The 20,929-nt window shown below is 70.7% G+C and carries 21 protein-coding genes; 11 read left to right on the top strand and 10 right to left on the bottom strand.

The genetic code is table 11. The features are described from left to right. Positions 1-10: 10 nt before the first annotated feature. The 5 genes from ACN27J_RS04655 to ACN27J_RS04635 all read right to left on the bottom strand — a co-directional run bounded on the left by ACN27J_RS04655 (position 11) and on the right by ACN27J_RS04635 (position 4,195). The gene (locus ACN27J_RS04655) at positions 11-421 is read right to left on the bottom strand and encodes a thiol-disulfide oxidoreductase DCC family protein (protein ID WP_278174505.1); all 411 of its coding nucleotides are present in this window, start codon (positions 419-421) and stop codon (positions 11-13) included. A 4-nt stretch (positions 422-425) separates the two neighbouring features. After that, positions 426-1,403, bottom strand: coding sequence for an MFS transporter permease (locus ACN27J_RS04650; protein WP_421363935.1), 978 nt, complete (start codon positions 1,401-1,403; stop codon positions 426-428). Beyond that, the gene (locus tag ACN27J_RS04645; RefSeq protein ID WP_421363934.1) at positions 1,400-1,843 is read right to left on the bottom strand and encodes a hypothetical protein; all 444 of its coding nucleotides are present in this window, start codon (positions 1,841-1,843) and stop codon (positions 1,400-1,402) included. The genes ACN27J_RS04650 and ACN27J_RS04645 overlap by 4 nt, the downstream gene beginning before the upstream one ends. Positions 1,844-1,988: 145 nt before the next feature. After that, on the bottom strand, positions 1,989-2,813 hold the full coding sequence (locus tag ACN27J_RS04640) for a pentapeptide repeat-containing protein (RefSeq protein WP_421363933.1): 825 nt from the start codon (positions 2,811-2,813) through the stop codon (positions 1,989-1,991). A 14-nt stretch (positions 2,814-2,827) separates the two neighbouring features. Next, a complete protein-coding gene (locus ACN27J_RS04635) occupies positions 2,828-4,195 on the bottom strand; it encodes an Hsp70 family protein (protein ID WP_421363930.1) in 1,368 nt (455 codons plus the stop codon). Between ACN27J_RS04635 and ACN27J_RS04630 the strand changes: the two genes are divergently transcribed. Continuing rightward, positions 4,194-5,114, top strand: a complete 921-nt coding sequence (locus tag ACN27J_RS04630; RefSeq protein WP_421363928.1) for a glycerophosphodiester phosphodiesterase — start codon at positions 4,194-4,196, stop codon at positions 5,112-5,114. The two genes, ACN27J_RS04635 and ACN27J_RS04630, sit on opposite strands and share 2 nt — an antisense overlap. 18 nt (positions 5,115-5,132) lie before the next feature. Next, positions 5,133-6,563, top strand: coding sequence for an MFS transporter (locus ACN27J_RS04625; protein ID WP_421363925.1), 1,431 nt, complete (start codon positions 5,133-5,135; stop codon positions 6,561-6,563). 31 nt (positions 6,564-6,594) lie between these two features. Here the strand turns inward: ACN27J_RS04625 and ACN27J_RS04620 are convergent, their stop codons facing one another. Both ACN27J_RS04620 and ACN27J_RS04615 read right to left on the bottom strand, forming a co-directional pair. Next, positions 6,595-7,419 carry a poly-gamma-glutamate hydrolase family protein gene (locus ACN27J_RS04620; protein ID WP_421363923.1) on the bottom strand — a complete coding sequence of 275 codons (825 nt, stop codon included), beginning with the start codon at positions 7,417-7,419 and terminating at the stop codon, positions 6,595-6,597. Positions 7,420-7,695: 276 nt separating this feature from the next. Further along, entirely contained in the window at positions 7,696-8,085 is a 390-nt protein-coding gene (locus tag ACN27J_RS04615; protein WP_421363920.1) for a DUF1304 domain-containing protein, read from the bottom strand. A gap of 75 nt (positions 8,086-8,160) precedes the next feature. Between ACN27J_RS04615 and ACN27J_RS04610 the strand changes: the two genes are divergently transcribed. Further along, positions 8,161-9,375, top strand: a complete 1,215-nt coding sequence (locus tag ACN27J_RS04610; protein WP_421363918.1) for a PP2C family protein-serine/threonine phosphatase — start codon at positions 8,161-8,163, stop codon at positions 9,373-9,375. A 58-nt stretch (positions 9,376-9,433) separates the two neighbouring features. Here the strand turns inward: ACN27J_RS04610 and ACN27J_RS04605 are convergent, their stop codons facing one another. Further along, the gene (locus ACN27J_RS04605; RefSeq protein ID WP_421363915.1) at positions 9,434-9,784 is read right to left on the bottom strand and encodes a hypothetical protein; all 351 of its coding nucleotides are present in this window, start codon (positions 9,782-9,784) and stop codon (positions 9,434-9,436) included. On the opposite strand from ACN27J_RS04605, the gene ACN27J_RS04600 reads away from it, so the two are divergent. The 3 genes from ACN27J_RS04600 (at position 9,753) to ACN27J_RS04590 (ending at position 14,881) form a co-directional block, all read left to right on the top strand. Then, on the top strand, positions 9,753-10,778 hold the full coding sequence (locus tag ACN27J_RS04600; RefSeq protein WP_421363912.1) for a pentapeptide repeat-containing protein: 1,026 nt from the start codon (positions 9,753-9,755) through the stop codon (positions 10,776-10,778). The genes ACN27J_RS04605 and ACN27J_RS04600 overlap by 32 nt on opposite strands. A gap of 111 nt (positions 10,779-10,889) precedes the next feature. After that, on the top strand, positions 10,890-11,312 hold the full coding sequence (locus ACN27J_RS04595; RefSeq protein WP_421363909.1) for a hypothetical protein: 423 nt from the start codon (positions 10,890-10,892) through the stop codon (positions 11,310-11,312). Continuing rightward, the gene (locus tag ACN27J_RS04590; protein ID WP_421363906.1) at positions 11,309-14,881 is read left to right on the top strand and encodes a tetratricopeptide repeat protein; all 3,573 of its coding nucleotides are present in this window, start codon (positions 11,309-11,311) and stop codon (positions 14,879-14,881) included. Before ACN27J_RS04595 ends, ACN27J_RS04590 begins: the two co-directional genes overlap by 4 nt. Here ACN27J_RS04590 and ACN27J_RS04585 read toward each other — a convergent pair. Further along, on the bottom strand, positions 14,844-15,125 hold the full coding sequence (locus ACN27J_RS04585) for a flavin reductase (RefSeq protein ID WP_421363904.1): 282 nt from the start codon (positions 15,123-15,125) through the stop codon (positions 14,844-14,846). The genes ACN27J_RS04590 and ACN27J_RS04585 overlap by 38 nt on opposite strands. Positions 15,126-15,581: 456 nt before the next feature. On the opposite strand from ACN27J_RS04585, the gene ACN27J_RS04580 reads away from it, so the two are divergent. Next, positions 15,582-16,469 carry a helix-turn-helix domain-containing protein gene (locus ACN27J_RS04580; RefSeq protein WP_421363901.1) on the top strand — a complete coding sequence of 296 codons (888 nt, stop codon included), beginning with the start codon at positions 15,582-15,584 and terminating at the stop codon, positions 16,467-16,469. Next, entirely contained in the window at positions 16,459-16,641 is a 183-nt protein-coding gene (locus ACN27J_RS04575; protein ID WP_289212847.1) for a DUF397 domain-containing protein, read from the top strand. The genes ACN27J_RS04580 and ACN27J_RS04575 overlap by 11 nt, the downstream gene beginning before the upstream one ends. Positions 16,642-16,771: 130 nt before the next feature. On the opposite strand, the gene ACN27J_RS04570 is transcribed toward ACN27J_RS04575, so the two are convergent. Then, positions 16,772-18,145, bottom strand: coding sequence for a helix-turn-helix domain-containing protein (locus tag ACN27J_RS04570; RefSeq protein WP_421363898.1), 1,374 nt, complete (start codon positions 18,143-18,145; stop codon positions 16,772-16,774). Positions 18,146-18,315: 170 nt separating this feature from the next. Between ACN27J_RS04570 and ACN27J_RS04565 the strand changes: the two genes are divergently transcribed. The 3 genes from ACN27J_RS04565 (at position 18,316) to ACN27J_RS04555 (ending at position 20,926) form a co-directional block, all read left to right on the top strand. After that, positions 18,316-19,455 (top strand): adenosylhomocysteinase, encoded by a 1,140-nt coding sequence (locus ACN27J_RS04565; RefSeq protein ID WP_421363895.1) that lies wholly within the window; start codon positions 18,316-18,318, stop codon positions 19,453-19,455. After that, positions 19,452-19,997 (top strand): NUDIX hydrolase, encoded by a 546-nt coding sequence (locus tag ACN27J_RS04560; protein WP_421363892.1) that lies wholly within the window; start codon positions 19,452-19,454, stop codon positions 19,995-19,997. Before ACN27J_RS04565 ends, ACN27J_RS04560 begins: the two co-directional genes overlap by 4 nt. Before the next feature lie 101 nt (positions 19,998-20,098). Further along, positions 20,099-20,926 (top strand): hypothetical protein, encoded by an 828-nt coding sequence (locus tag ACN27J_RS04555; protein ID WP_421363889.1) that lies wholly within the window; start codon positions 20,099-20,101, stop codon positions 20,924-20,926. Positions 20,927-20,929 lie beyond the last annotated feature (3 nt).

Here is a 20,929-nt window from a genome sequence, read left to right as displayed (position 1 = left end):
CGGGGCGGGGTCAGTGCGTCGGGGTCGGTGCCGCCGCCGGCGGCACGGCGCAGGCGGCGGTACCGCCGGGCAGCCGGTGCCGGTTGTCGGCGATCCACCGGTACACCGGCCAGGCCAGGGCGGTGACCGGGCGCAGCCCGAGGACGGCCCCGGCGGCCCGCCACAGCGGGTTGCTGGTGCGCAGCAGCGCGGCGATCGCCGCCGGCCCGGCGGCGGAGCGGCTCTTGTCGGCCGGCACCCATTGCACGGCGGTCACCGCCTGGTCACGGGTCAGGCCCAGCGCGGCCAGGTCGGTCCACTGCCAGGGCACGACGGTGGCGTCGTTGGGCACCCGACGTTCGATGAACCGGACGCACATGGTGCAGAACGCGCAGTCGCCGTCGTAGACGAAGGTGCCTGAGGGTGCGCTGGCGTCACTCATACGATCATTGTCCCGCGTCGGCGCCAGCCGGTGCCACCGGATGTGTCCGATCCCGCACAGCCGGCGCGTCGGGGCCGGCCCGACGCGCCGGGCCGCCGCCCGGCCCGCGATCGTGGCCACCGTCACCGTCCGGGCGGTCCGGGCCGGGGGCCCGGCGGCGGCCGGCCAGCCGCCGCGCCCACACGATCGGCCGGACCCTTTCCAGCGGCAGGAACGCGCCCATCGCCACCAGGTGCGGGGCGAACGAGATGGAGATCGTCGCGAACGACAGCAGATGGAACGAGTAGAAGAAGCCGATCACCGCGTACCGCAGCCGCCCACGGGTCAGGAAGACCAGCGGGCTGAGCGCCTCGAACACGACGATGCCGATCTGGGCGGCGATCAGCGCGTACGGCACGGCGGCGATCAGGTCGGCGAGCTCCGAGCCGCGACGCAGGAACGCGCGGGCCAGGACGCTGCCGGTCAACCAGCCCCAGCCGCCGAAGCGGATCTTCGCGTACGCGGAAAAGAAGTAGGTGCAGACGACGGCGATCTGGATCATCCGCAGTGACCAGCCGGCGGCCTGGCTGGGCCGGTGGTCGCCGTGGCGGGCGGCGCCGACGGTGGGCAGCACGGCGAGCGCGACGAGGAACGCGAACCGGTCGTGGTCGACCTTGCCGTAGCTCATCGCGACGACCATCCACGCGAAGTAGAACGTGAACACGGACCAGCCGAGTGTCCGCGGGAACCGGCCGGTCGCCGCCAGCGGCGCCAGTAGCAGCAACGACCACCAGATGAGGTCGACGGCGACACCGGTCGGTGCCGGCAGGTGCAGGAAACGGGCGAACGCCAGCGGCTCGTACAGGTCGGCCGGCACGTCACCGCGGGTACGCACCCACGACGAGTAGACCAGCAGATCGAACACGATGAACAGGTAGGTGACGGTCCGCAGCGCGGCGACCCGACCGAGCGGGGCGGCGGCGAACAACCAGCGGCTGATCACGGCCGCTGCCAGACGGCGCGGGTTTCGTCGTGCCACTGCCCGGTGAGGGAACTGTTGCGGATCTCGTGGAGCCGTACGATCACGGTGACCCGGACGATCGGCGGCGCGTCGGGGTTCATCCGCGCGTAGCTGTCGGCGATCAGTTCGAGCCGTCCCGGGTCGTCGACGTAGGCCGCTTCGAGTCCTTCCACCTCGGCGCGGCGTACCCCGGCGTTGTGTTCGTTGAGCACCAGGGTCCGTCCGGTGGCGTCGACGCCTTCGACCCGGGTGTCCGGCGCCGGGTCGTTCGGGCCGTTGACGCCGGCGTACATGCTGAACGGTCCAAACGGGAAATGGTCGTCGGTGCCCCACAGTGTGCCTGCGGTCAGCAGTGCGAACACCACGATGGTGGCCGACGCACGGACCAGACGGCCGGTCGCCGTCAGGGTGTCGGTCTGCACCGGCGCACTGTACCGGACCGGCCGGACCGGCCGGGGCCGCGCGGGCGGGGTGTCGGTCTGCCCGGAGGTGGGGGTTTCCAGCGTCCACATCGTGTCCGACGCCGCCGGAGCTGATCCGCGCGTGCGGGGAGAAGCGGTGGGGACGTCACCTGGCCGGCCAGTGGCCGGGGCGGGTCAGCGTCGACGGTAGCCGGGTGCGGGGGTCACCGGCGGCGGAGTCCAGCTGCGGCTGGGTCAGGAACAGCACGTCGGTCAGGTCGGCGCCGTCGAGCCGGGCCCCGCGCAGGTCGGCGCCGGCCAGGTCGGCCTGGGCGAGGACGACCCCGCGCAGGTCGGCGCCGATCAGGATCGCCCCGCGCAGGTTCGCGCCCCGCAGGTTCCGCTGACGCAGGTCCCGGCCGGCGAGGTCCACGCCGCTGTGGTCCCGGCCGGTTCGGCCGTGGCGGCGACGCAGGGCGGTGCTGGCCCGCCGCAGCAGCGCGGCCACCTGCCGCCAGTGTCCGGGCAGGTCCAGGCCGCGCAGCGCCGCCGGGTCGGCGGCGGTCAATGCGGTGGTGTGGTCGGCGGCGGCGCGCAGGTCGTCGCGCAGCGGTCCGGCCGGGCAGCGGACGGCTGCCTCGGTGAGATGCCACAGGGCTTCGTGGAGTTGGCGCTGCACCGCGAAGACCGCGAACATGTCGGCGGCGATGTCCGGGTGCTGTCGCCAGTCCCGGCCGCCGAAGGTGACCTGCACGGTCTGCTGCCCGGCGCCGAAGCAGTCGTACGTGGTGCAGCCGGCGAAGCCTCGGCGTCGCAGGTCACGGTGGATACCGCAGCGGAAGTCGGCGTGCAGGTTCGGGCATGGCCGGCCGGCGGGTTTGTCGATGGCGAAGTCGGCGGAGGCGGCGAACGCCGGCGCGGTGCAGCACAGCGCGGCGCAGCGTGCGCAGTCGGCGCGTAGCGCCGGCTGCCCGTCGGAGGGGTTCGTCATCGGTGTCCTCAGAGTCACAGCAGCAGCACGACCATGACGACGACGGCGATGCCGACCATGGTGGCCAGCGCGGCCACCAGGACCGGGCCGTGTTCGTCGTACCAGGGACGGCCCGGCGTCGTCGTCGGCTGCGCCGGCATCGGCATCAGGTGTGGTGACACCGGTGCCGGCGCCATGAACGGTGCCGGTGACGCCGGTGGCGGCATCGGCGGTGCGGCCGGCGAGGTCGGCCCGGCCGCGGGTGTCCCGGCGATGTGCGGCGGCGCGGTGGCGACACGCGGCATCGGGGCCGGGGGACGCGGGCCGGGCAGGCCGGTGCGGGCGGCGGCACCGACCCGTAACGCGCCGTCGGCGACGACGGTCTCCGGCTGCTCCAGGGTGGTCGGTGCCACCCCCAGTTCGGTGTGGATCAGCTGCGCGGCGAGCGGGATCCGGCTGGAACCGCCGACCAGGAACACGCCGACCAGGTCAGCCGGGGCCAGCCCGGCGGCAGCGACCGTCTGCGCCAGACACGTCACGGTACGGGCCAGATGGTCGCGGATCAGCGACTCCAGTTCGTCGCGGGTGACGTGGGCGGCGATGTCCAACGCCGGCAGGTGCACGTCAGCGCTGACCGTACGGGACAGCATCTCCTTCGCGCCGCGGACGTCGTCGTAGAGCAGGGCGCGGGCCCGCCGCGACCCGGTGTCGGACGGCGCGACCAGACCGTTCCACACGGTCGTGCGGCTGGGTGAGTAGACGCCGCCGAGATGTTCGACCAGCGCCTGGTCGAAGTCGAGGCCGCCGAGTTCGGCCAGGCCCTGCTCGGCGAGCACGTCGAACCCGGTGGCGGTGCGCCGGACCACGGCGGCGTCGAAGGTGCCGCCGCCCAGGTCGTAGACGGCCAACGCCCGGCCGGGCGGTACCGCCGCGCCCAGCGCCGACGTGTAGTAGGAGGCGGCGGCGACCGGTTCGGCGATCAGCGTCGGCCGGGGCAGCCCGGCGGCGTACGCGGCCTGGACGAGGACCATCCGCCGCCGCTCCCCCCACCGCACCGGATGGGTCAGCCGGACCTCGTCGACGCCGCCGAGTTGGCGGCGGGCCTCGGCGGCGACGTGCCGCAGCAGGGCGGCGACCAGCTGCGGTACCGGAACGTCGGCGTCGCCGAGCAGCACCGTGCCGTCGTCGACGCGGCGTTTCGGGTTGGGTTCGAACCCGGACGGGTCGATGCGGGCCCGGCGGTGCGCGTCCGCGCCGACGAGCAGCCGCCCGTCGGCGTCGCGGTACACCGCCGACGGCAGCAGCGGGGTGCCGTCGAACAGCAGCGGCCGGACCCGGCCGTCGCCGCCGCGTACCACCGCCACCGTGTTCGAGGTGCCGAAGTCGATGCCGAGTGCCCGCATGGGGGCACCCTACTGCCGGCGGCGCGGCGGCCCGCGCCGGCCGCCGGCCGGTGAGCGGTCGGCGTCGCGCAACCTGCCGTACGCCCGCAGGTTGCCGGCGGCGGGCATACTGCGCTGCGTGTCGCACCGGTTCGCGTACCTGGACTCGCCGGCTCCGATCGCGTTCGCGCACCGGGGCGGCGCGGCCCGCGGTGACGAGAACACCGCCGAGGCGTTCGGCCGCGCCGTCGGGCTCGGCTACCGGTACGTGGAAACCGACGTACACGGCACCGCCGATCAGGTGGCGGTGGTGTTCCACGATCCGACGCTGGACCGGGTGACCGGCGACCGGGGCAGCATCGCGCGGCTGCGCTGGGCGGACCTGGCCACGGTGCGGGTGGGTGGCGCGTCGGTGGTGCCGCGGCTCGACGATGTGCTCGACAGCTGGCCGCAGGTGCGGTTCAACATCGACGTGAAAGCCGACGGCGGGGTGGAGCCGACGCTGGCGGCGGTCGACCGGTGCGCCGCCGCCGACCGGGTGCTGCTGGCGTCGTTCTCCGATCGGCGGCTGCACCGGCTGCGGACGTCGACCGGCGGTCGGGTGGCGACGTCGCTGGGCATGCAGGCGGTGACCCGGCTGCGGGTCGGGTCGTTGACCGGCCGGCGGCTGCGGCTGCCGCCGTCGGTGGTGGCCGCGCAGGTGCCGGTGCGGTTCAACCGGGTACGGGTGGTCGACGCCCGGTTCGTGGCGTACTGCCACCGGCTCGGGTTGCAGGTGCATGTCTGGACGATCGACGAACCCGCCCAGATGCACGAGTTACTGGACCTCGGGGTGGATGGCATCATGACCGATCACGTCGAGGTGTTGCGTGACGTGTACCTCGCCCGTGGCCACTGGCCGCCCGACCGGCGGGTCGACGCGGACCGTACCGCCCGCTGACCGACAGTGAAGGATCCGATGGCCGACCCCACCGAGCCAACCAGCGGGCCACCTACCGGGCCCGCGCCCGTACCGCCCGCCGCGGCGCCGCCCGGTGCCGCACCGTCGAGCACCCGGCGGGAACGCACCGGCTGGTACTTCTACGACTGGGCGATGTCGGCGTTCTCCACCACCGTCATCACCGTGTTCCTCGGGCCGTTCCTGACCACGGTCACCAAGCAGGCGGCCGGCTGCGCGGCCGACGCCGACGAGTGCGCCGGGTCGGTGTACCCGCTGGGCATCGAGGTGGCGCCGGGGGCGTACTTCCCGTACCTGGTGTCGCTGTCGGTGGCGTTGACGGTGCTGGTGCTGCCGGTGATGGGCGCGCTGGCCGACCGGTCGATGCACAAGAAGCGGCTGCTGGCGGTGTCGGCGTTGCTCGGTGCCGGGGCGACCGTCGCGATGGTGTTCGTGACCGGGGACCGCTACCTGCTCGGCGGCGGGCTGTTCGTCCTGGCCAACATCGCGTTCGGCGCCAGCGTGGTGGTGTACAACTCGTTCCTGCCGCAGCTGGGCGGCCCCGACGACCGCGACCGGATCTCCAGCCGGGGCTGGGCGCTCGGCTACCTCGGGGGCGGGCTGCTGCTGGCCGTCAACCTGGTGGTGGTGCAGTCGTTCAGCGTCGACGGCGACGCGCAGCGCACCCTGGACCTGGCCCGCTGGTCGATCGTGTCGGCCGGGGTGTGGTGGGCGGTGTTCACCCTGGTGCCCCTCGCGTGGCTGCGGGAACATCCGGCGGTCGACGCCCGGCCGGGCGGCAACGTGCTCACCGACGGGTTCAAACAGCTGGGCCGTACGGTGCGCGGGCTGAAGACGTACCCGTTGACGTTGTTCTTCCTGCTGGCGTTCCTGGTCTACAACGACGGCATCCAGACGGTGATCGCGTTGGCCAGCCAGTACGGCACCGAGGAGCTGCGGCTGGGCCAGTCGACGCTGATCGTGACGATCCTGCTGGTGCAGTTCCTGGCGTTCGGTGGGGCGCTGCTGCTCGGGGCGGTCGCACAGCGCATCGGCGCGTGGAAGACGGTGCTGGGCAGCCTGGTGCTGTGGACCGGGGTGATCGTGGCGGCGTTCCGGCTGCCGGCCGAGGCGCCGGCGCAGTTCATGGCGCTCGGCGCGGCGATCGGGCTGGTGCTCGGCGGCTCTCAGGCGTTGAGCCGGTCACTGTTCAGCCAGCTGATCCCGGCCGGTAAGGAAGGCGAGTACTACGGCTTCTACGAGATCAGCGACAAGGGCACCAGCTGGTTGGGGCCGTTGGCGTTCGGGCTGGTGTTCCAGCTGACGAACTCGTACCGGGTCGGTCTGGTCTCGTTGTTGATCTTCTTTGTGGTCGGGTTCGTGCTGCTGCTGGCGGTGCCGATGCGCCGGGCGATCGTCGCCGCCGGCAACACCCCGCCCCGGGTGCTGTGACCCGAAGCGGGGCGGGGTGTCGCGGTGAGCGTCACAGGATCGGCTGCGTCGCCTCGATCTGCGTGATGGCGGTGCGGGTGGCCGCCACGAAGTCCCAGAACAGCGTGTTGGTGGTGTTCTTGCGCTGGGAACGGGTGTTGGTGCCGAACATCGCCGCCCGCAGCGGAGTGGTCAGCTCCAGCTGGGCGCCCATGCCGAGCAGCGTCCGGTTGACGATGTTGTCGGTCGACGTGCCGGCGATCGCCGGGATGCCGGTGGCGTCGAACGCGCTGATCCCGGCCGCGGTGTAGGCGGAGATCAGCGCGGCGCGGAACGCCGCGTTGCGTCCGCCGACGGCGACGGCCTGCGCGTTCGACGGCAGCCCGGCGGTGCCAGGGGTGCAGCCGTGCAGGGTGACGACGTTCAGCGCGCCGGCCGCCACCGACAACGCCGGGACGTCGTCGCAGTGGCTGGCGGTGACGTGCAGTTCGCTGTTGCCGGACGAGCGGATGCCCTCGAACATCCAGTAGTCGTACGTCGGGCCGGCCGGTGGGGTCGCCGCCAGGTTCGCCGGGTGGTAGCCGGCGATCGCCAGGCACAGCTCCGACGTGCCGCCTTCGATGCCGCCGCCGTGCGGGGCGATGATCGCGGTACGCGGCAGCGGCGTCGCGGTGGCGTCGGAGTTGTCGAGCAGCGGATGCCGGCGGTAGCGGCGGGCGTAGTCGACCCCTTCGGCCAGGTTCGGATCCGAGTACAGGTCGGTGTTCGAGGTGTAGATGTCGGCGGCGGCCGCCGGGGTGGCCGGCAGCGTCGCCAGGGGTCCGGCGACCGCCGCGGTGGCGAGCAGGCCGAGGACCGTCCTTCTGCTGGTGTTCACGAGGTGTCTCCTCAGATGTGGTTGCGGTTCGCCCTCCGGTGTCGGGCGAGGCACACCGTGTCACGACCGCCGACTGCACCGCGAACCATTTGCCGACCGGGTTTCCGTCCGCGCAGGCACCATTCGGCTGAAAAATGCAGCGGTACGGTGCCATTTGCACCGAAGAATCGTCGGATCAGCGACACATTCGGTGTTCGTGACCCGACATCGACAACAGGCCACCAGTCAGCGACTGGCCTTGCCGTACGGAGTGGTTCAGACGGTGAGCCCGCCCGGTCAGCCGGTGAGCCCGACCGCCAGGGCGACCACGCCCAGCAGCGGCGGCAGCCCCTGGATGAGCGCGGCGCCCAGCATCGCCGGCCGGGAGAGCACCAGGACCAGGCTGGCGGCGAGCATCGTGCCGGTGCCGGTGAACACCAGGGTCGCACCGACGGCGGTGGCCCCGGTCGCGACCACGACGATGCCGGCGCCGGCCGCGACCGCCAGGAACAGGTTGTAGAAGCCCTGGTTGAACGCCAGCGACCGGGTGGTCAGGGCGTCCTGTTCGCTGCGGATGCCGAACACCGCACGGGTACGCGGCGCGGTCCACACCACCGACTCGAGGTAGAAGATGTAGCCGTGGATCAGCGCCGCCACACCGGCGAGGACCAGCCCTGCGACAACCACGGTGTCCCCGCTCCCACGAGACGTGTACCGACCGGACGCAATCTATCGGACCTGCCACGTCGTAGGGTGGCGGCCATGGAACGCACGCCGGAACGACAGTGGCTCGACGCGCTCAGCGACGTGCTGCTGCGCTCCCACCTGTTCCAGCCCGACGAGCTCGGCGGCGCATTCGCCGACGTGATGGCCACCCTCGGCGTGCACGCCACCATCTACCTGGCCGACGAGGAGCAGCACACGCTGCGGCCCGTACCGGTGCCGGGCCGGGCCGACCCGCAGCCGCAACCGGTCGAGGGGTCCGTCGCCGGACGGGCCTTCACCCTGGTCGAGTCGATCCCGGCGCTGAACGCGCCGGCGTGGTGGATTCCGATGGTCGACGGCACCGACCGGCTCGGCGTCATCGAGTACGTCTTCGACGATGCGGCCGACGCTGCCGGCCCGCACACCCGCCGCCGCTGCGAAACCGTCGCCGGACTGATCGGGCATCTGATCACCGCTACCCGGCCGAAAGGCGACCATCTGCGACTGGTCGGCCGGTCCCGGTCGGCGACCGTCGCCGGGGAACTGCTGTCGCAGGTGCTGCCGCCGCTGACCGCCGCCACGCAGCGGATCACCGTCAGCGCCGTCCTCGAACCCTGCTACGACGTCGGCGGCGACGGCTTCGACTACGCCATCGACGGCGACCACGCCTTCCTGGCGATCTTCGACGCCGTCGGGCACAGCCTGAAAGCCGGCCTGGCCTGCACGACGGTGATCGCCGCCGTCCGGTCGGCCCGCCGCTGCGGCCACGACCTGGTCACCCAGGGCCGCACCGCCGACGCCTCACTGACCGACCAGTTCACCGACGCCCGGTTCGTCACCGCGTTCCTCGCCGATCTGGACCTGGAGACCGGGCTGCTGCGGTATGTCAACGCCGGGCACCCGAGGCCGCTGCTGCTGCGCGGCGGAAAAATGGTCCGCGAGCTGCGCGCCGGCCGCCGGCTGCCGCTGGGCATCCCGGACACCGCCGCCCGAGTCGGCGAGGAGATCCTCGAACCCGGCGACCAGCTGCTGCTGTTCACCGACGGCGTGCCCGAGGCCGGGGTGCGCACCGGTGAGCCGTTCGGTCTGCGCCGCCTGGTCGACTTCGCCGAACGGCAGGCCGCCACCGGGCTGCCGGCCCCCGAGGCGGTACGGCGGCTGGCCCGCGCCGTCGCCGACCACCGGGGCGGCCCACCCGACGACGACGCCACCCTGCTGCTGGCCGAGTGGTCCCGCACCGCCGCCGTCCGGGTCCTGCCCACCCCGCTGTGACACCTGCACCGTAAGGCATCCGACACCGCGCCGGTCCGACCCTTCTGGCGGTACGGCTCTACTGTGGTGCCCCGAGGATGGCTTTCGGCGGACGGCGGGACACCCGGGTGATCAGGCATTGGAAGGCGGCGACGCCGGCAGCGGCGGGCGCGGCGGCCCTGCTCGCCGCCGCCGTACTGCTGCTACCCGGTCGGGCGTGGTCAACGCTGGGGCGGCTGGTCGTCGGCCACTGGCTGGTGCTGCTGCTCGCCGTGGTCGGGGTGACTGGGCTGGCCGTCGGCGGGGTGCTGTGGCGGCGGTCGCGGCCGGCGGGCGAGTCGTCGGCGGCACCCGTACCGCCGCAGCGTCCACTGCGTCCGCTGCCGACCTGGATGATCGTGGCCGGCGCGCTGGTCGTCGCCGGCATCACCTGGGCGGCGGTGTGGGCGCTGCAGACCACCGTCCCGGCCGGTGTCGGGACGCCGCTGGAGGCGGCGCAGCTGCGGGTGGAGACGATCCGCACCGGCCTTTCAGTCGGCGCGGGTGCCGGTGCCGCCGCCGCGCTGCTGCTGGCGTTACGCCGCCAGCAGGTCACCGAACGGACCCAGCAGGCCACCGAGTACGACGCGGGCGAGAAACGGGTCACCGAGCTGTACGTCAAGGCCGCCGAGCAGCTCGGCTCCGACAAGGCACCGGTACGCCTGGCCGGCCTGTACGCCCTGGAACGCCTCGCGCAGGACAACCCGGTGCACCGGCAGAGCATCGTCGAGGTCATCTGCGCCTACCTGCGCATGCCGTACACCCCGCCGACCGAGGAGCAGTCAGATCGGAGCAGTGCCGAGCCCGACGCGGCGGAGGCCACGGACACCGCCGAGACGCCGAATCAGCCGACGCGACCTGACCCCCGCGAGGAACGCCAGGTACGGCTGGCCGCACAGCGCATCCTCGCCCGCCACTTGAGACCGAAGACGGCGGACCGCAAGCTGAGCCCGACCTACTGGAACGGAGTTGCCATCGATCTGACCGAGGCGACCCTCCTCGACGTCGACTTTAGCGACTGCGACCTGAACAATGCCCGGTTCAGCGGAGTGAAGTTCACAGGCACCGCTTGGTTTCGTCGCGCTGCCTTCACCCGACTTTCCTTATTCGCCGGCGCGACCTTCACCGGAGACGCCAGGTTCGACAGGGCGAAGTTCATGGGTGGCGCATGGTTTCACGGATCCACTTTCATTGGCGATGCGTACTTTGACGGTACCGGTTTTTCGGGTACCGCGTGGTTTCAGGGCGCGACTTTCGAGTCTCGGCAAACGTTCTTTCACGCTGTTGTCGGCGGGGGAGATCGGCTAGATGACCGGTGGCCCGCAGGCTGGCGGGTCGATCTCCGCACGCGGCGGGTGGTGCGCGTACCAGCGGGAGAGGAATGACGGCTGCCGCCGTCTCCCCAGCTGTAGCGGATCCGACAGAGCAGCGGTCTGATCCACTGGCGGTGCGGGTCTACTGTGGTTGCCAACTCGGACGGACGGAGTGGCGGCATAGTGGACATCGACCCGATCGCGGCGGCGACCGGTGCCGCGTTGATCCAGGCGATCGCGACGGACGCGTGGGAGAAGGCTCGTGACGGGACGGTCGCGCTGTGGCGGCGGGTACGCCCGCAGCAGGCCGACGCCGTCGACGCCGAGCTGGCCGAGGTACGCGAGGAGGTCATGGCCGCTCGCCGCGACGGTGACACTGACGCCGAGCGGGGCCTGGTCGACGACTGGCAGCGCAAACTGCAGCGGCTGATCCGCCAGGATCCGGCGTTCGCCGCCGAGCTGCGTCGCCTCCTCGACGACACCCTCACTCCCCTGCTGCCGCCTGCCAACCAGCAGCAGGCGGGCAGCATCACGATGACCGCCAACGCCAAAGACAACGCCCGCGTCTACCAGGCGGGCCGCGACCAGCACATCACCGAGCGGTGACCCGAACGGACATCCATCTGCGCGGCGAGGCCAGCGGCCACGGGCAGGTGTTCCAGGCCGCCGGTGACCAGCACATCACCATCTACGAGCAGCGGCCGGCGTACCGGGTGGAGCGGTGGCAGCCGCAGCGGCCACCGGACCCGCGTACGTTGGTCGACCAGCCGAGCATGTTGCTCGCCGCCAACAATCAGGTGGTGCCGTTCACCGCCCTGCGTGACGCCGACCGCGCCGAGTTGGCCGCCTGGCGCGACGACCCGGCGCGCGGGGTCGCTGTGCGGCTGCTGCACGGGCCGGGCGGGCAGGGCAAGACCCGGCTCGCGGCCCAGTTCGGCGCAGACAGCATCGCCGCCGGCTGGGCGGTCGCGGTCGCCCGGCACCGCAGCCAACTCGCCGCCGACGACCCGCCCGAGGCCACCGAGGCAACCGGGCGTGGCCTGCTGGTGATCGTCGACTACGCCGAACGCTGGCCCGCCGAAGACCTGCGGGATCTACTCAAGGACCGGCTGCTGCGCCAGGGTGTACCGACCCGGCTGCTGCTGCTCGCCCGCCCAGAGTCGACGCTGTGGCCGCATCAGCACGACCTGACGACGCTGGGGTACGCGGCCGACGTCGTGGCGCTGACCCCAGCCACCGACAGCCCCGCAAACCGACAGCGGATCTTCACCGAGGCCGCCAACCGGTTTGCGTACGCGTACGGCATCGACGGCCCCTCGATTCAGCCGCCGGCCGATCTGGCCACCGGGGAGGCGTACCGGCAGATCCTGGTGATCCACATGGCGGCGCTGGTCGCGGTCGACGCCGCCGCGCGTCAGCAGACCGCACCGACCGGCGATCGGGACCTGTCGGCCTACCTGCTGCGCCGAGAGGTCGACCACTGGCACAAGCTGTACGAACAGCGGGCCAGCTTCGTTACGACCCCGCAGGTGCTGAGCCGTACGGTGTGCACGGCGACGTTGACCCGGCCGCTCGACTACGACGGCGGTGTCACCGCGTTGACGACGGCCGGCGTGTGCGCGCTGGACGCCACCGACCAGGTCCTGACCGACCATGCGGTCTGCTACCCGCCGACGGAGCCGGACAAGGTGCTAGAGCCGCTGTATCCGGACCGGCTCGGCGAGGACTTCATCGCGCTACGACTTCCCGGCCACGGGGTGGCCGGTTCCCCGACCGACCCATCCTCCGACAGGGCAATCACCCGGCTGATCACCGGGATCGACTCTGACGGTGCTGGTCAGCCGCCTTGGTCGGCAGCGGCGTTGACGGTGCTGGTCGAGACCGCGATCCGCTGGCCGCACGTCGCGTCCCGGCTTCTCTCCCCGCTGTTGCGTGAGCGCCCCGAGTTGGCGGTCGCCGCCGGCGGCACCGTCCTGGCGCGGATCGTCGACATCGACACGCTCGACATCGCCGCGCTAGAAGCGATCGAGCCACATCTGCCGCAACAACTGCATGTCGGCCTGGCCATCGCCAAAGCCGCCATCACGAAGCGACTGACGTCGCATCGGCTCGCCTCCGCAGATGAGCCAACGCGGGCGAGGTTGCTTGGCACTCTCGGCACTCGGTTGTCGGAGGCAGGCCGGCGGGAGGAGGCCCTGACCGCCACCGACGAGGCCGTCACGATCCGCCGCCGCCTCGCCCGGACCAACCCCGCCGCCTACGAACCCGACCTCGCCACGTCGCTGAACAACCTCGGCAGGGATCTGTCGGGTGTGGGTCGGCGGGACGAAGCATTGACCGTCACCGACGAAGCCGTCACGATCCGCCGCCGCCTCGCGCAGGTCAACCCCGCCGCCTACGAACCCGACCTCGCGAAATCGTTGAACAGCCTTGGTGTCGATTTGTCCAGCGCGGGTCGGTGGGACGAAGCCCTGACCGCCACCACCGAAGCCGTCACGATCCGCCGCCGCCTCGCCCGGACCAACCCCGCCGCCTACGAACCCGACCTCGCCACGTCGCTGAACAACCTCGGCAGGGATCTGTCGGGTGTGGGTCGGCGGGACGAAGCGTTGACCGCCACCGTCGAAGCCGTCACGATCCGCCGCCGCCTCGCCCGGACCAACCCCGCCGCCTACGAACCCGACCTGGCCATGTCGCTGGACAACCTCGGCAGGGATCTGTCGGGTGTGGGTCGGCGGGACGAAGCGTTGACCGCCACCGTCGAAGCCGTCACGATCCGCCGCCGGCTCGCGCAGGTCAACCCCGCCGCCTACGAACCCGACCTCGCCACGTCGCTGAACAACCTCGGCATCCAGCTGTCGGGTGTGGGTCGGCGGGACGAAGCGTTGACCGCCACCGTCGAAGCCGCCGACATCTACCGCCGGCTCGCGCAGGTCAACCCCGCCGCCTACGAACCCGACCTCGCCATGTCACTGAACAACCTCTCCGTCGACCTGTCGAACCTGGGCCGACGTGACGAAGCGTTGACCGCCACCGTCGAAGCCGCCGACATCTACCGCCGGCTCGCGCAGGTCAACCCCGCCGCCTACGAACCCGACCTCGCCATGTCACTGAACAACCTCGGCATCCGGCTGTCGAACCTGGGCCGACGTGACGAAGCGTTGACCGCCACCGACGAAGCCGCCGACATCTACCGCCGGCTCGCGCAGGTCAACCCCGCCGCCTACGAACCCGACCTCGCCATGTCACTGAACAACCTCGGCATCCGGCTGTCGAACCTGGGCCGACGTGACGAAGCGTTGACCGCCACCGTCGAAGCCGCCGACATCTACCGCCGGCTCGCGCAGGTCAACCCCGCCGCCTACGAACCCGACCTCGCCATGTCACTGAACAACCTCTCCGTCGACCTGTCGAACCTGGGCCGACGTGACGAAGCGTTGACCGCCACCGTCGAAGCCGCCGACATCTACCGCCGGCTCGCGCAGGTCAACCCCGCCGCCTACGAACCCGACCTCGCCATGTCACTGAACAACCTCGGCATCCGGCTGTCGGGTGTGGGTCGGCGGGACGAAGCGTTGACCGCCACCGTCGAAGCCGCCGACATCTACCGCCGGCTCGCGCAGGTCAACCCCGCCGCCTACGAACCCGACCTCGCCATGTCACTGAACAACCTCGGCATCCGGCTGTCGAACCTGGGCCGACGTGACGAAGCGTTGACCGCCACCGACGAAGCCGTCACGATCCGCCGCCGGCTCGCGCAGGTCAACCCCGCCGCCTACGAACCCGACCTCGCCATGTCACTGAACAACCTCGGCATCCGGCTGTCGAACCTGGGCCGGCGCGACGAAGCCCTGACCGCCACCACCGAAGCCGTCACGATCCGCCGCCGGCTCGCCCAGGTCAACCCCGCCGCACACGAACCCGACCTCGCCGGGTCGCTCTGGACCGAAGCCTGGGTACGGGCAGCCCACCAGTACGAACTGCCTGAGGCGTTGACCGCCGCGACCGAGTCGGTCGAGCGCTACGAGAAGCTGTACCAGCAAATCCCAATGGCGTACGTCGGGGACCTGGTCGGGGCGTTGGGGACGTTGGCGGACGTACTCGACGGGCTTGGTCGCGGGGACGAGGCAATAGCGGTCAGGGCTCGCCGGGACGCGCTGACAGCCGAGCAATAGCTTCGGACTCGGCGACCTGGTCCGGCCAGCGGAGGAACCGGCGGTACAGGTCCGGTGGGCTGAGCTGCTCGGCGTCGCATTCCAGCAGGTCGTCGATCGCCTCGTACATCAGGGTGGCGAGGTAGACGCACATCCCGACCCGGTCGTTCGCCCAGTCGGCGGTGATCTCGATCTTGGCGCTTTCGCACGGCCATTCCGTACCGCACTCGCGACAATTCCAGTGGGGGCGGGACGCGATGTGCATCAGTGTGCCCCGTTCACTCGGGCACGCTGTCCGCGCGTCAACAGGCCGGCGACCCACACGTACGCGGTGGGTTGGTTCCATCGGGGGCCGCGATCCCACTGCGGCGACTGGTTTGGCGGCCGATCCGTCGGCTTCGGACGCGGGACCGGCGTGTTGTGCAGGTACGGGGCGATGGTCGACGGCAGGTACTTGTCGGGGCATGGCCAGCGTATTCCGCAGCGGCAGTACCGGCCGAGTCGCCGCCAGTTCCGGGCGTGTCGCGGTGCGAACCGTATCGCGCCGTCGCGTGTGGACCTCAACCGCATTTGTCAACCCTTCTCGCAACACATTTCCCATGATCACTGAACTCTTCCTTCACATCATGCTTATTCGCCATCTGGCTCAGCGCAATCTCGCACCGGTAGGTTCGGACCCAACATCCACCCACCATTACGCGACACGAGAGGACGGGGTTTCGTGGACGACGCCGGCAGCACTGTCCCGCGCAGGCAACTGGGTCGATATCTGAGAGAGCTTCGCGAAGACGCACATGTCACGGTCGCCGCAGCGGCCAAGGCACTCGAATGGTCGCCGCCGCGCATCTGGCGCTACGAGGGCGGCCAGGTGCCGATCCACCCGAACGACGCCGAGGCGATGTGCCGGCTCTACGGCGCGCCCCCGGAAACGATCACGACGATGCGTAATTTGGCCCGCGAGACCAAGTCACGCGGCTGGTACCACGCCTACGACCACGCCATCACAGAATGGTTCAAGCTGTACGTCGGCCTCGAAGCCGCCGCTTCGACGATCCGCAAGTACGAGCCGAATGTCATCCCCGGTCTGCTCCAGTCCCTGGAGTACATGACGGAGATCATCACCACCGGAAACCCCGACCTGAGCCAGGCCCAGCAGCAGGCACGCATCGAAGTGCGGTCCAAGCGGCAGAAGCTGCTCGCCCGCGTCGTCCCACAGGCCCCCGATCTCGACGTGGTGATCGGCGAGGCAGCCCTTCGCTGTCCGACGAAGGATCGGGCCGCGATGGCGCGCCAACTGCGGCACCTCGCCGCCGTCGCCACCCAACGCCACAACGTGACCGTCCGGGTCCTCCCCTTCGCCGCCGGACTTCCGAGCAGGCCAGAGGTCGGGTCGTTTTCCATCCTGACCTTCCCCAAGGTCAGCGTCCGCCCGCCCGAGCCGACCACCGTCTACTCCGACGGCCCGTGTGGTGCCGTCTACCTCGACAAACCCATCGAGATCGAGACCTATGAGGGCATCTGGTCGTCACTCAAGCAACACTGCCTCACCCCGCTAGAATCGACCGAGTTCATCACCCGGATCGCCAAGGAGTACGACGATGAAGGCTGACGGCGTCTGGCGTAAGTCCACCCGGTCCGGTGCCGACGGTGACTGTGTCGAGGTGGCCGGCCACCCGTACCGCGTCGCCGTCCGCGACAGCAAGGACCAGACCGGCCCGGTCCTCACCTTCGACACCGCCGCCTGGCAGCACTTCGTCGACACGGTGAAGACCCCACACTGACCCCGCACCACTCCCGATCAACGATGTAGCCCTGGTCCGCCGGCTGTCACGCAGCGGCGGACCAGGGCTACACACCGCTTAGATCAGCCCGCGAGTACAGCCAGCGAACGCGAGCAGCCGTAAGGAACGGTCAGGCGGAGGCCAGAGCTTCGTGCAGCTCGACCGCAGCAGGCAGGGTGGGCCAGCGGTGGGTCAGGATGCGGTCGAGGGTGTGCAACTCGGCGGAGATGCGGGCCGACCCGGTGTCGCGTGCGGTCGCCACGCAGCGCAACCCGAGTGCGGCGGCGCGTTCGGGTTCGGGCTCTGCGGTTGCCAGTACCGCGTTGGCAAGTTTTGCGAGCTGGTGGCCGGTATCTCGGTGCAGATGCGTCTGTGTTGCCGCGATCTGGCGTTCCAGGATGGCCACAGCGATCTCGGCCCGCCCGCACGCCCGGTAGCCGGAGGCGGACTGTTCCTCCAAGGTGGCCAGGTTGTAATGGTGCAGGTAAACGGGCGCGTCCTCGTTGACGTCGTCGGGATGCTCGCGTAGGAGCTCTGCGGCCAGGTCGAGGCGGTCTTGGAAGGCCTCGGCGTCGCGGCACAGCGCCCAGCCGCGGGCTTCCTGCTGCGCGGCCAGAGCGTGCAGCTTGGGGCTGACCGGGCCGGGTACCTTACGCGCGGCGGCAGCCAGATCCACGACGCCCACCGGGTCGGCGTCGGCCAGCGCGATGTTGGACTTGCGAATGAGCATGTAGGCAACCATCTGGTAGTCGCCGACGGCTTGAGCCCAGTCGCTGGCCCGATCCGACCACCACATCGCAGCGGAGGTGTCGCCAGCGTCCTGGTGGAGCCAGCCGGCGAACTCGGCGTACTGCGCGAGCAGCCGTAGCGTCGGCTCGGTAGTGCCAGGGCGGGTGTGGCGGCGCAGCTCGTCGAGGACCTGGATCTGCGCCATGACTGGGCCGAGCAGTTGGCGAGGGCCGAGCATCTTGTCGGCGGTGAAATGCTGCTCCAGCAAGGTGTGGAAGTAGTCGAGCACCTGGGGATCGACCCGGCGGGGAGCGCGCAGCACCTTCGACACCCGCTCTGCGGCGTCGACGTCAGCGACACCGGCAGGCACGACCGCGCGCAGCGCGCCGCTGGCGAGGAGCTTGCCGAGGTCGCGTCGGGACAGGCTCACTCGTACGGTCCTTCCGTCCGGTGTCTGCAGCTGCAAGGTCACGCTATCGCCATCATCGACGTGTAGCCCACCGGTCGGCAGGGTCAACCGACCTGTCGCCCGGACGGTTTCGGCGTCGGGGTTCAGCGAGTGCAGCAGGGCAAGCAGCCCACCCGTGCCGAGGGCGGCGTCAAGGGCGGGCACGTACTGCGCGTCGATGAGGTGTTCGCCGCGTTCGACGCGGCTGATGCGGCTGTAGTCGTAGTGCGTGGCCTGGCCGAGTGCCCGCAGCGACAGGCCAGCCTCGGTGCGCAGCTGGCGCAGCGCCATACCGAAAACCTGCCGGACGGCGTCGCCAGCGTCCATCCCCACCACCATCGGGTGCCAAGCGGATTTGTCGCTGCCGATGTTGCCGCAACACCGCAGGTGTTCACAACCCGGCACCCAATGGTGACGCTAAGCATCAGACCGGCGGCGGACACCGCGCCGCCAAGACGCTCTCGCCGTGCTCGCCCGTCTGTTAAGGAGTCCCTGCCGTGGAGACCTTTGAGACCGCCCGCCTGGACCGCTACTTCCGCGCCGTCACCCACACAGGCAACCCGGCGGGTGCCGACACCCGCTCGCTGGTGATCACACATCTGCTGGCGGACCGGCCGCCGTTCATCCGCGCGGTCGACCGAATCACGCCGGTGGCCGGGGTGCTGCCCAAACCCAAGAGCGTGCACCGCGCCGCAGCCCGTACGGTGGGCCTGGCCTACTCGGTCGATGAGCTGTCCCGAGACCGGTTCGCCGACCCGGATGCTGCGTGTGCCTATCTGGAACAGCGCGCCGCCGGCAAGGCAGTGATACTGCTCGACGTGGGCGGCTACTTCGCTCCGGTGCTGGCCGAGCTGTGCGATCGGTTCTCCGGTCGGATCCTCGGCGTGGTAGAGGACACCGAGAACGGCCATCGCCGCTACCTCGAACTGGGCAAGCCGCCGTGTGCGGTCTACTCGGTGGCACGCAGCCCGCTCAAGCAGTCCGAGGATCACCTGGTCGGTCAGTCCGTTGTGTTCTCCACCGAGGCGCTGATGCGCTCGCGCGGGGACATTCTCCCCGGTCGGGCCGCGACCGTCGTCGGCTTCGGCAAGCTGGGATCCAGCATCGCCCGCACCCTGCACGCCAAGGGTGTGCGGGTCACCGTCTACGACGCCGACCCGGTGCGCGCCACGCAAGCCCTCGCGCAAGGCTTCCATGTCGCGGCCAGCCGCCCGGCGGCGCTGGCGACGGCGGGAATGGTCATGTGCGCCACCGGCAACCTGGCGCTGCGTGGCGAGGACTTCACCGGCCTGGCCAACGGCGCCTACCTGGCCTCGGTCACCTCCAGCGAGGATGAACTCGAACTCGACACCCTGACCGGGGTGTACGAGCAAAGCGTGGTAGCCGAGCACGTCACCCGCTACACCACCGTCGGGCACTACTTCTACCTCCTCTCCGGCGGCAACGCGGTCAACTTCCTGCACGGTGCCTCGGTCGGAGCGTTCATCTTCCTGGTACAGGCCGAGATCCTCGCCGCTGCCACTCGGTGCGCCAGCGGCGAGGTCGAGCCTGGCTACCATGAGGTGCCCGAGGCCGACCGGCAGCGCATCGCCGGAATCTGGCTGGCCCACTTCAACCCTCCGGGGGCACACCGATGATCGACGCCGACCACATCGCCGCGACCGTCACCGGCTATCTGGATCGCCATCCCGACGAGGTCGGCCGGCTCGCCCCACTGACCGCCGCCCTGCGCAAGCCCGGCGACCTGACCTCCCGCGCGACGTTCACCGGGCACGTCACCTGCTCGGCGCTCGTCCTCGACGCGGACCGGCGGGTGCTACACATCCGGCACAACGTGCTCAACACCTGGCTGCGCCCCGGCGGACACCTCGAACCCGACGACCCGACCCTGGTCGGGGCCGCGCTGCGCGAGGTCGCCGAGGAAACCGGCATCAGCAGCACGGCGCTGACTCTGCTCGACGAGACGCCGATCGACATCGACGTCCACCCGATCCCGGCCAACCCGGCCAAGGGCGAACCCGACCACCAACACTTCGACCTGCGCTACGCCTTCGCCACCACCGCCCGGGACGTGACGTTGCAGGCCGAGGAGGTTCACGACTTCGCGTGGCTGCCCGCCACCGAGATCACCCCCGCCGTTTTGGCCGAGCGGATCGCCGCAGTCGACAACCCGTACTGATCGAGCGAATCCCGCCGTGCCCGGCCTGTCGTGCAGGCCGGGCACGGCGGCATCTGGCAGACTCCTTCGCGGCTCGATGATCGAAGACCGCGAGGGCGACAATGCAGCGAACCGATTGGGACCACCTGACGGCCCCGGTTCGCGCGGCGATCGAGCACCGCACCAGCACCGTCCGCGCCGCCCGTACCGCTGAGGCTGGCAAGAACTCCGCCATCGCCATCCTGCTGAGCACCACCGATGGGCCCATCTTCGTCAAGGGCCTGCGCACCGACGACCCCCGGGTCGCCAGCCAGGAGCGCGAAGCAGCGGTCAGCACATACGTCAGCCCGCTCTCCCCCGAACTGCTGTGGCAGACCGAGGTGGACGGCTGGAACCTGCTCGGCTTCCAGGGCGCCCCCGGCCGACACGCTGACTACGCACCCGGCTCCCCCGACCTGCCGAAGGTCGTCGACACGATGCAGCGCCTGGCGTTGCTCTGGTGTCCCGACCTGCCCCAGCTCAAACGGGCCGAGCGGCGATGGGCGGCGTACGTCGAGCCAGCCGATCTGTCCCTGCTGCGCGGTGACACCCTCCTGCACACCGACTACAGCCCGGACAACGTGCTCATCGACGGGGACGCGGCCCGCCTGGTCGACTGGGCATGGCCGACGCTCGGCGCCGGGTTCATCGACCCGAGCTGTCTGATCGTGCGCCTGGTCTTCGCCGGGCACACCCCGGAGCAGGCCGAAGCGTGCGTAAGCCCAGCGCCAGCTTGGACCAGCGCCCCGACCCGGGCCGTCGACGTCTTCGCGTCCGCCCTCGCCCGAATGTGGGCGCAGATCGCCGCCGCCGACCCGAACCCCTGGAAGAACGGCATGGCCAAGGCTGCCCTGGCATGGGAAGCGCACCGCCGCGCCAGGTTGCGAATGACAGAGAGTAGTGAGTCTTGACCA

The sequence above is a fragment of the Solwaraspora sp. WMMB762 genome (genome assembly GCF_049179115.1).
Classification (GTDB): domain Bacteria; phylum Actinomycetota; class Actinomycetes; order Mycobacteriales; family Micromonosporaceae; genus Micromonospora_E.
The sequence above is the reverse complement of the archived record's forward strand: the minus strand, read 5'-3'. Positions and strand labels throughout refer to the sequence as shown.

Excerpts from the sequence above, each read along its gene's own strand:
- ACN27J_RS04555 (WP_421363889.1), top strand. The coding sequence starts at position 20,099 with ATGCAGCGAACCGATTGGGACCACCTGACGGCCCCGGTTCGCGCGGCG.
- ACN27J_RS04640 (WP_421363933.1), bottom strand. The coding sequence starts at position 2,813 with ATGACGAACCCCTCCGACGGGCAGCCGGCGCTACGCGCCGACTGCGCA.
- ACN27J_RS04560 (WP_421363892.1), top strand. The coding sequence starts at position 19,452 with ATGATCGACGCCGACCACATCGCCGCGACCGTCACCGGCTATCTGGAT.
- ACN27J_RS04635 (WP_421363930.1), bottom strand. The coding sequence starts at position 4,195 with ATGCGGGCACTCGGCATCGACTTCGGCACCTCGAACACGGTGGCGGTG.
- ACN27J_RS04585 (WP_421363904.1), bottom strand. The coding sequence starts at position 15,125 with ATGCACATCGCGTCCCGCCCCCACTGGAATTGTCGCGAGTGCGGTACG.
- ACN27J_RS04625 (WP_421363925.1), top strand. The coding sequence starts at position 5,133 with ATGGCCGACCCCACCGAGCCAACCAGCGGGCCACCTACCGGGCCCGCG.
- ACN27J_RS04655 (WP_278174505.1), bottom strand. The coding sequence starts at position 421 with ATGAGTGACGCCAGCGCACCCTCAGGCACCTTCGTCTACGACGGCGAC.
- ACN27J_RS04610 (WP_421363918.1), top strand. The coding sequence starts at position 8,161 with ATGGAACGCACGCCGGAACGACAGTGGCTCGACGCGCTCAGCGACGTG.
- ACN27J_RS04575 (WP_289212847.1), top strand. The coding sequence starts at position 16,459 with ATGAAGGCTGACGGCGTCTGGCGTAAGTCCACCCGGTCCGGTGCCGAC.
- ACN27J_RS04570 (WP_421363898.1), bottom strand. The coding sequence starts at position 18,145 with ATGGACGCTGGCGACGCCGTCCGGCAGGTTTTCGGTATGGCGCTGCGC.
- ACN27J_RS04630 (WP_421363928.1), top strand. The coding sequence starts at position 4,194 with ATGGGGGCACCCTACTGCCGGCGGCGCGGCGGCCCGCGCCGGCCGCCG.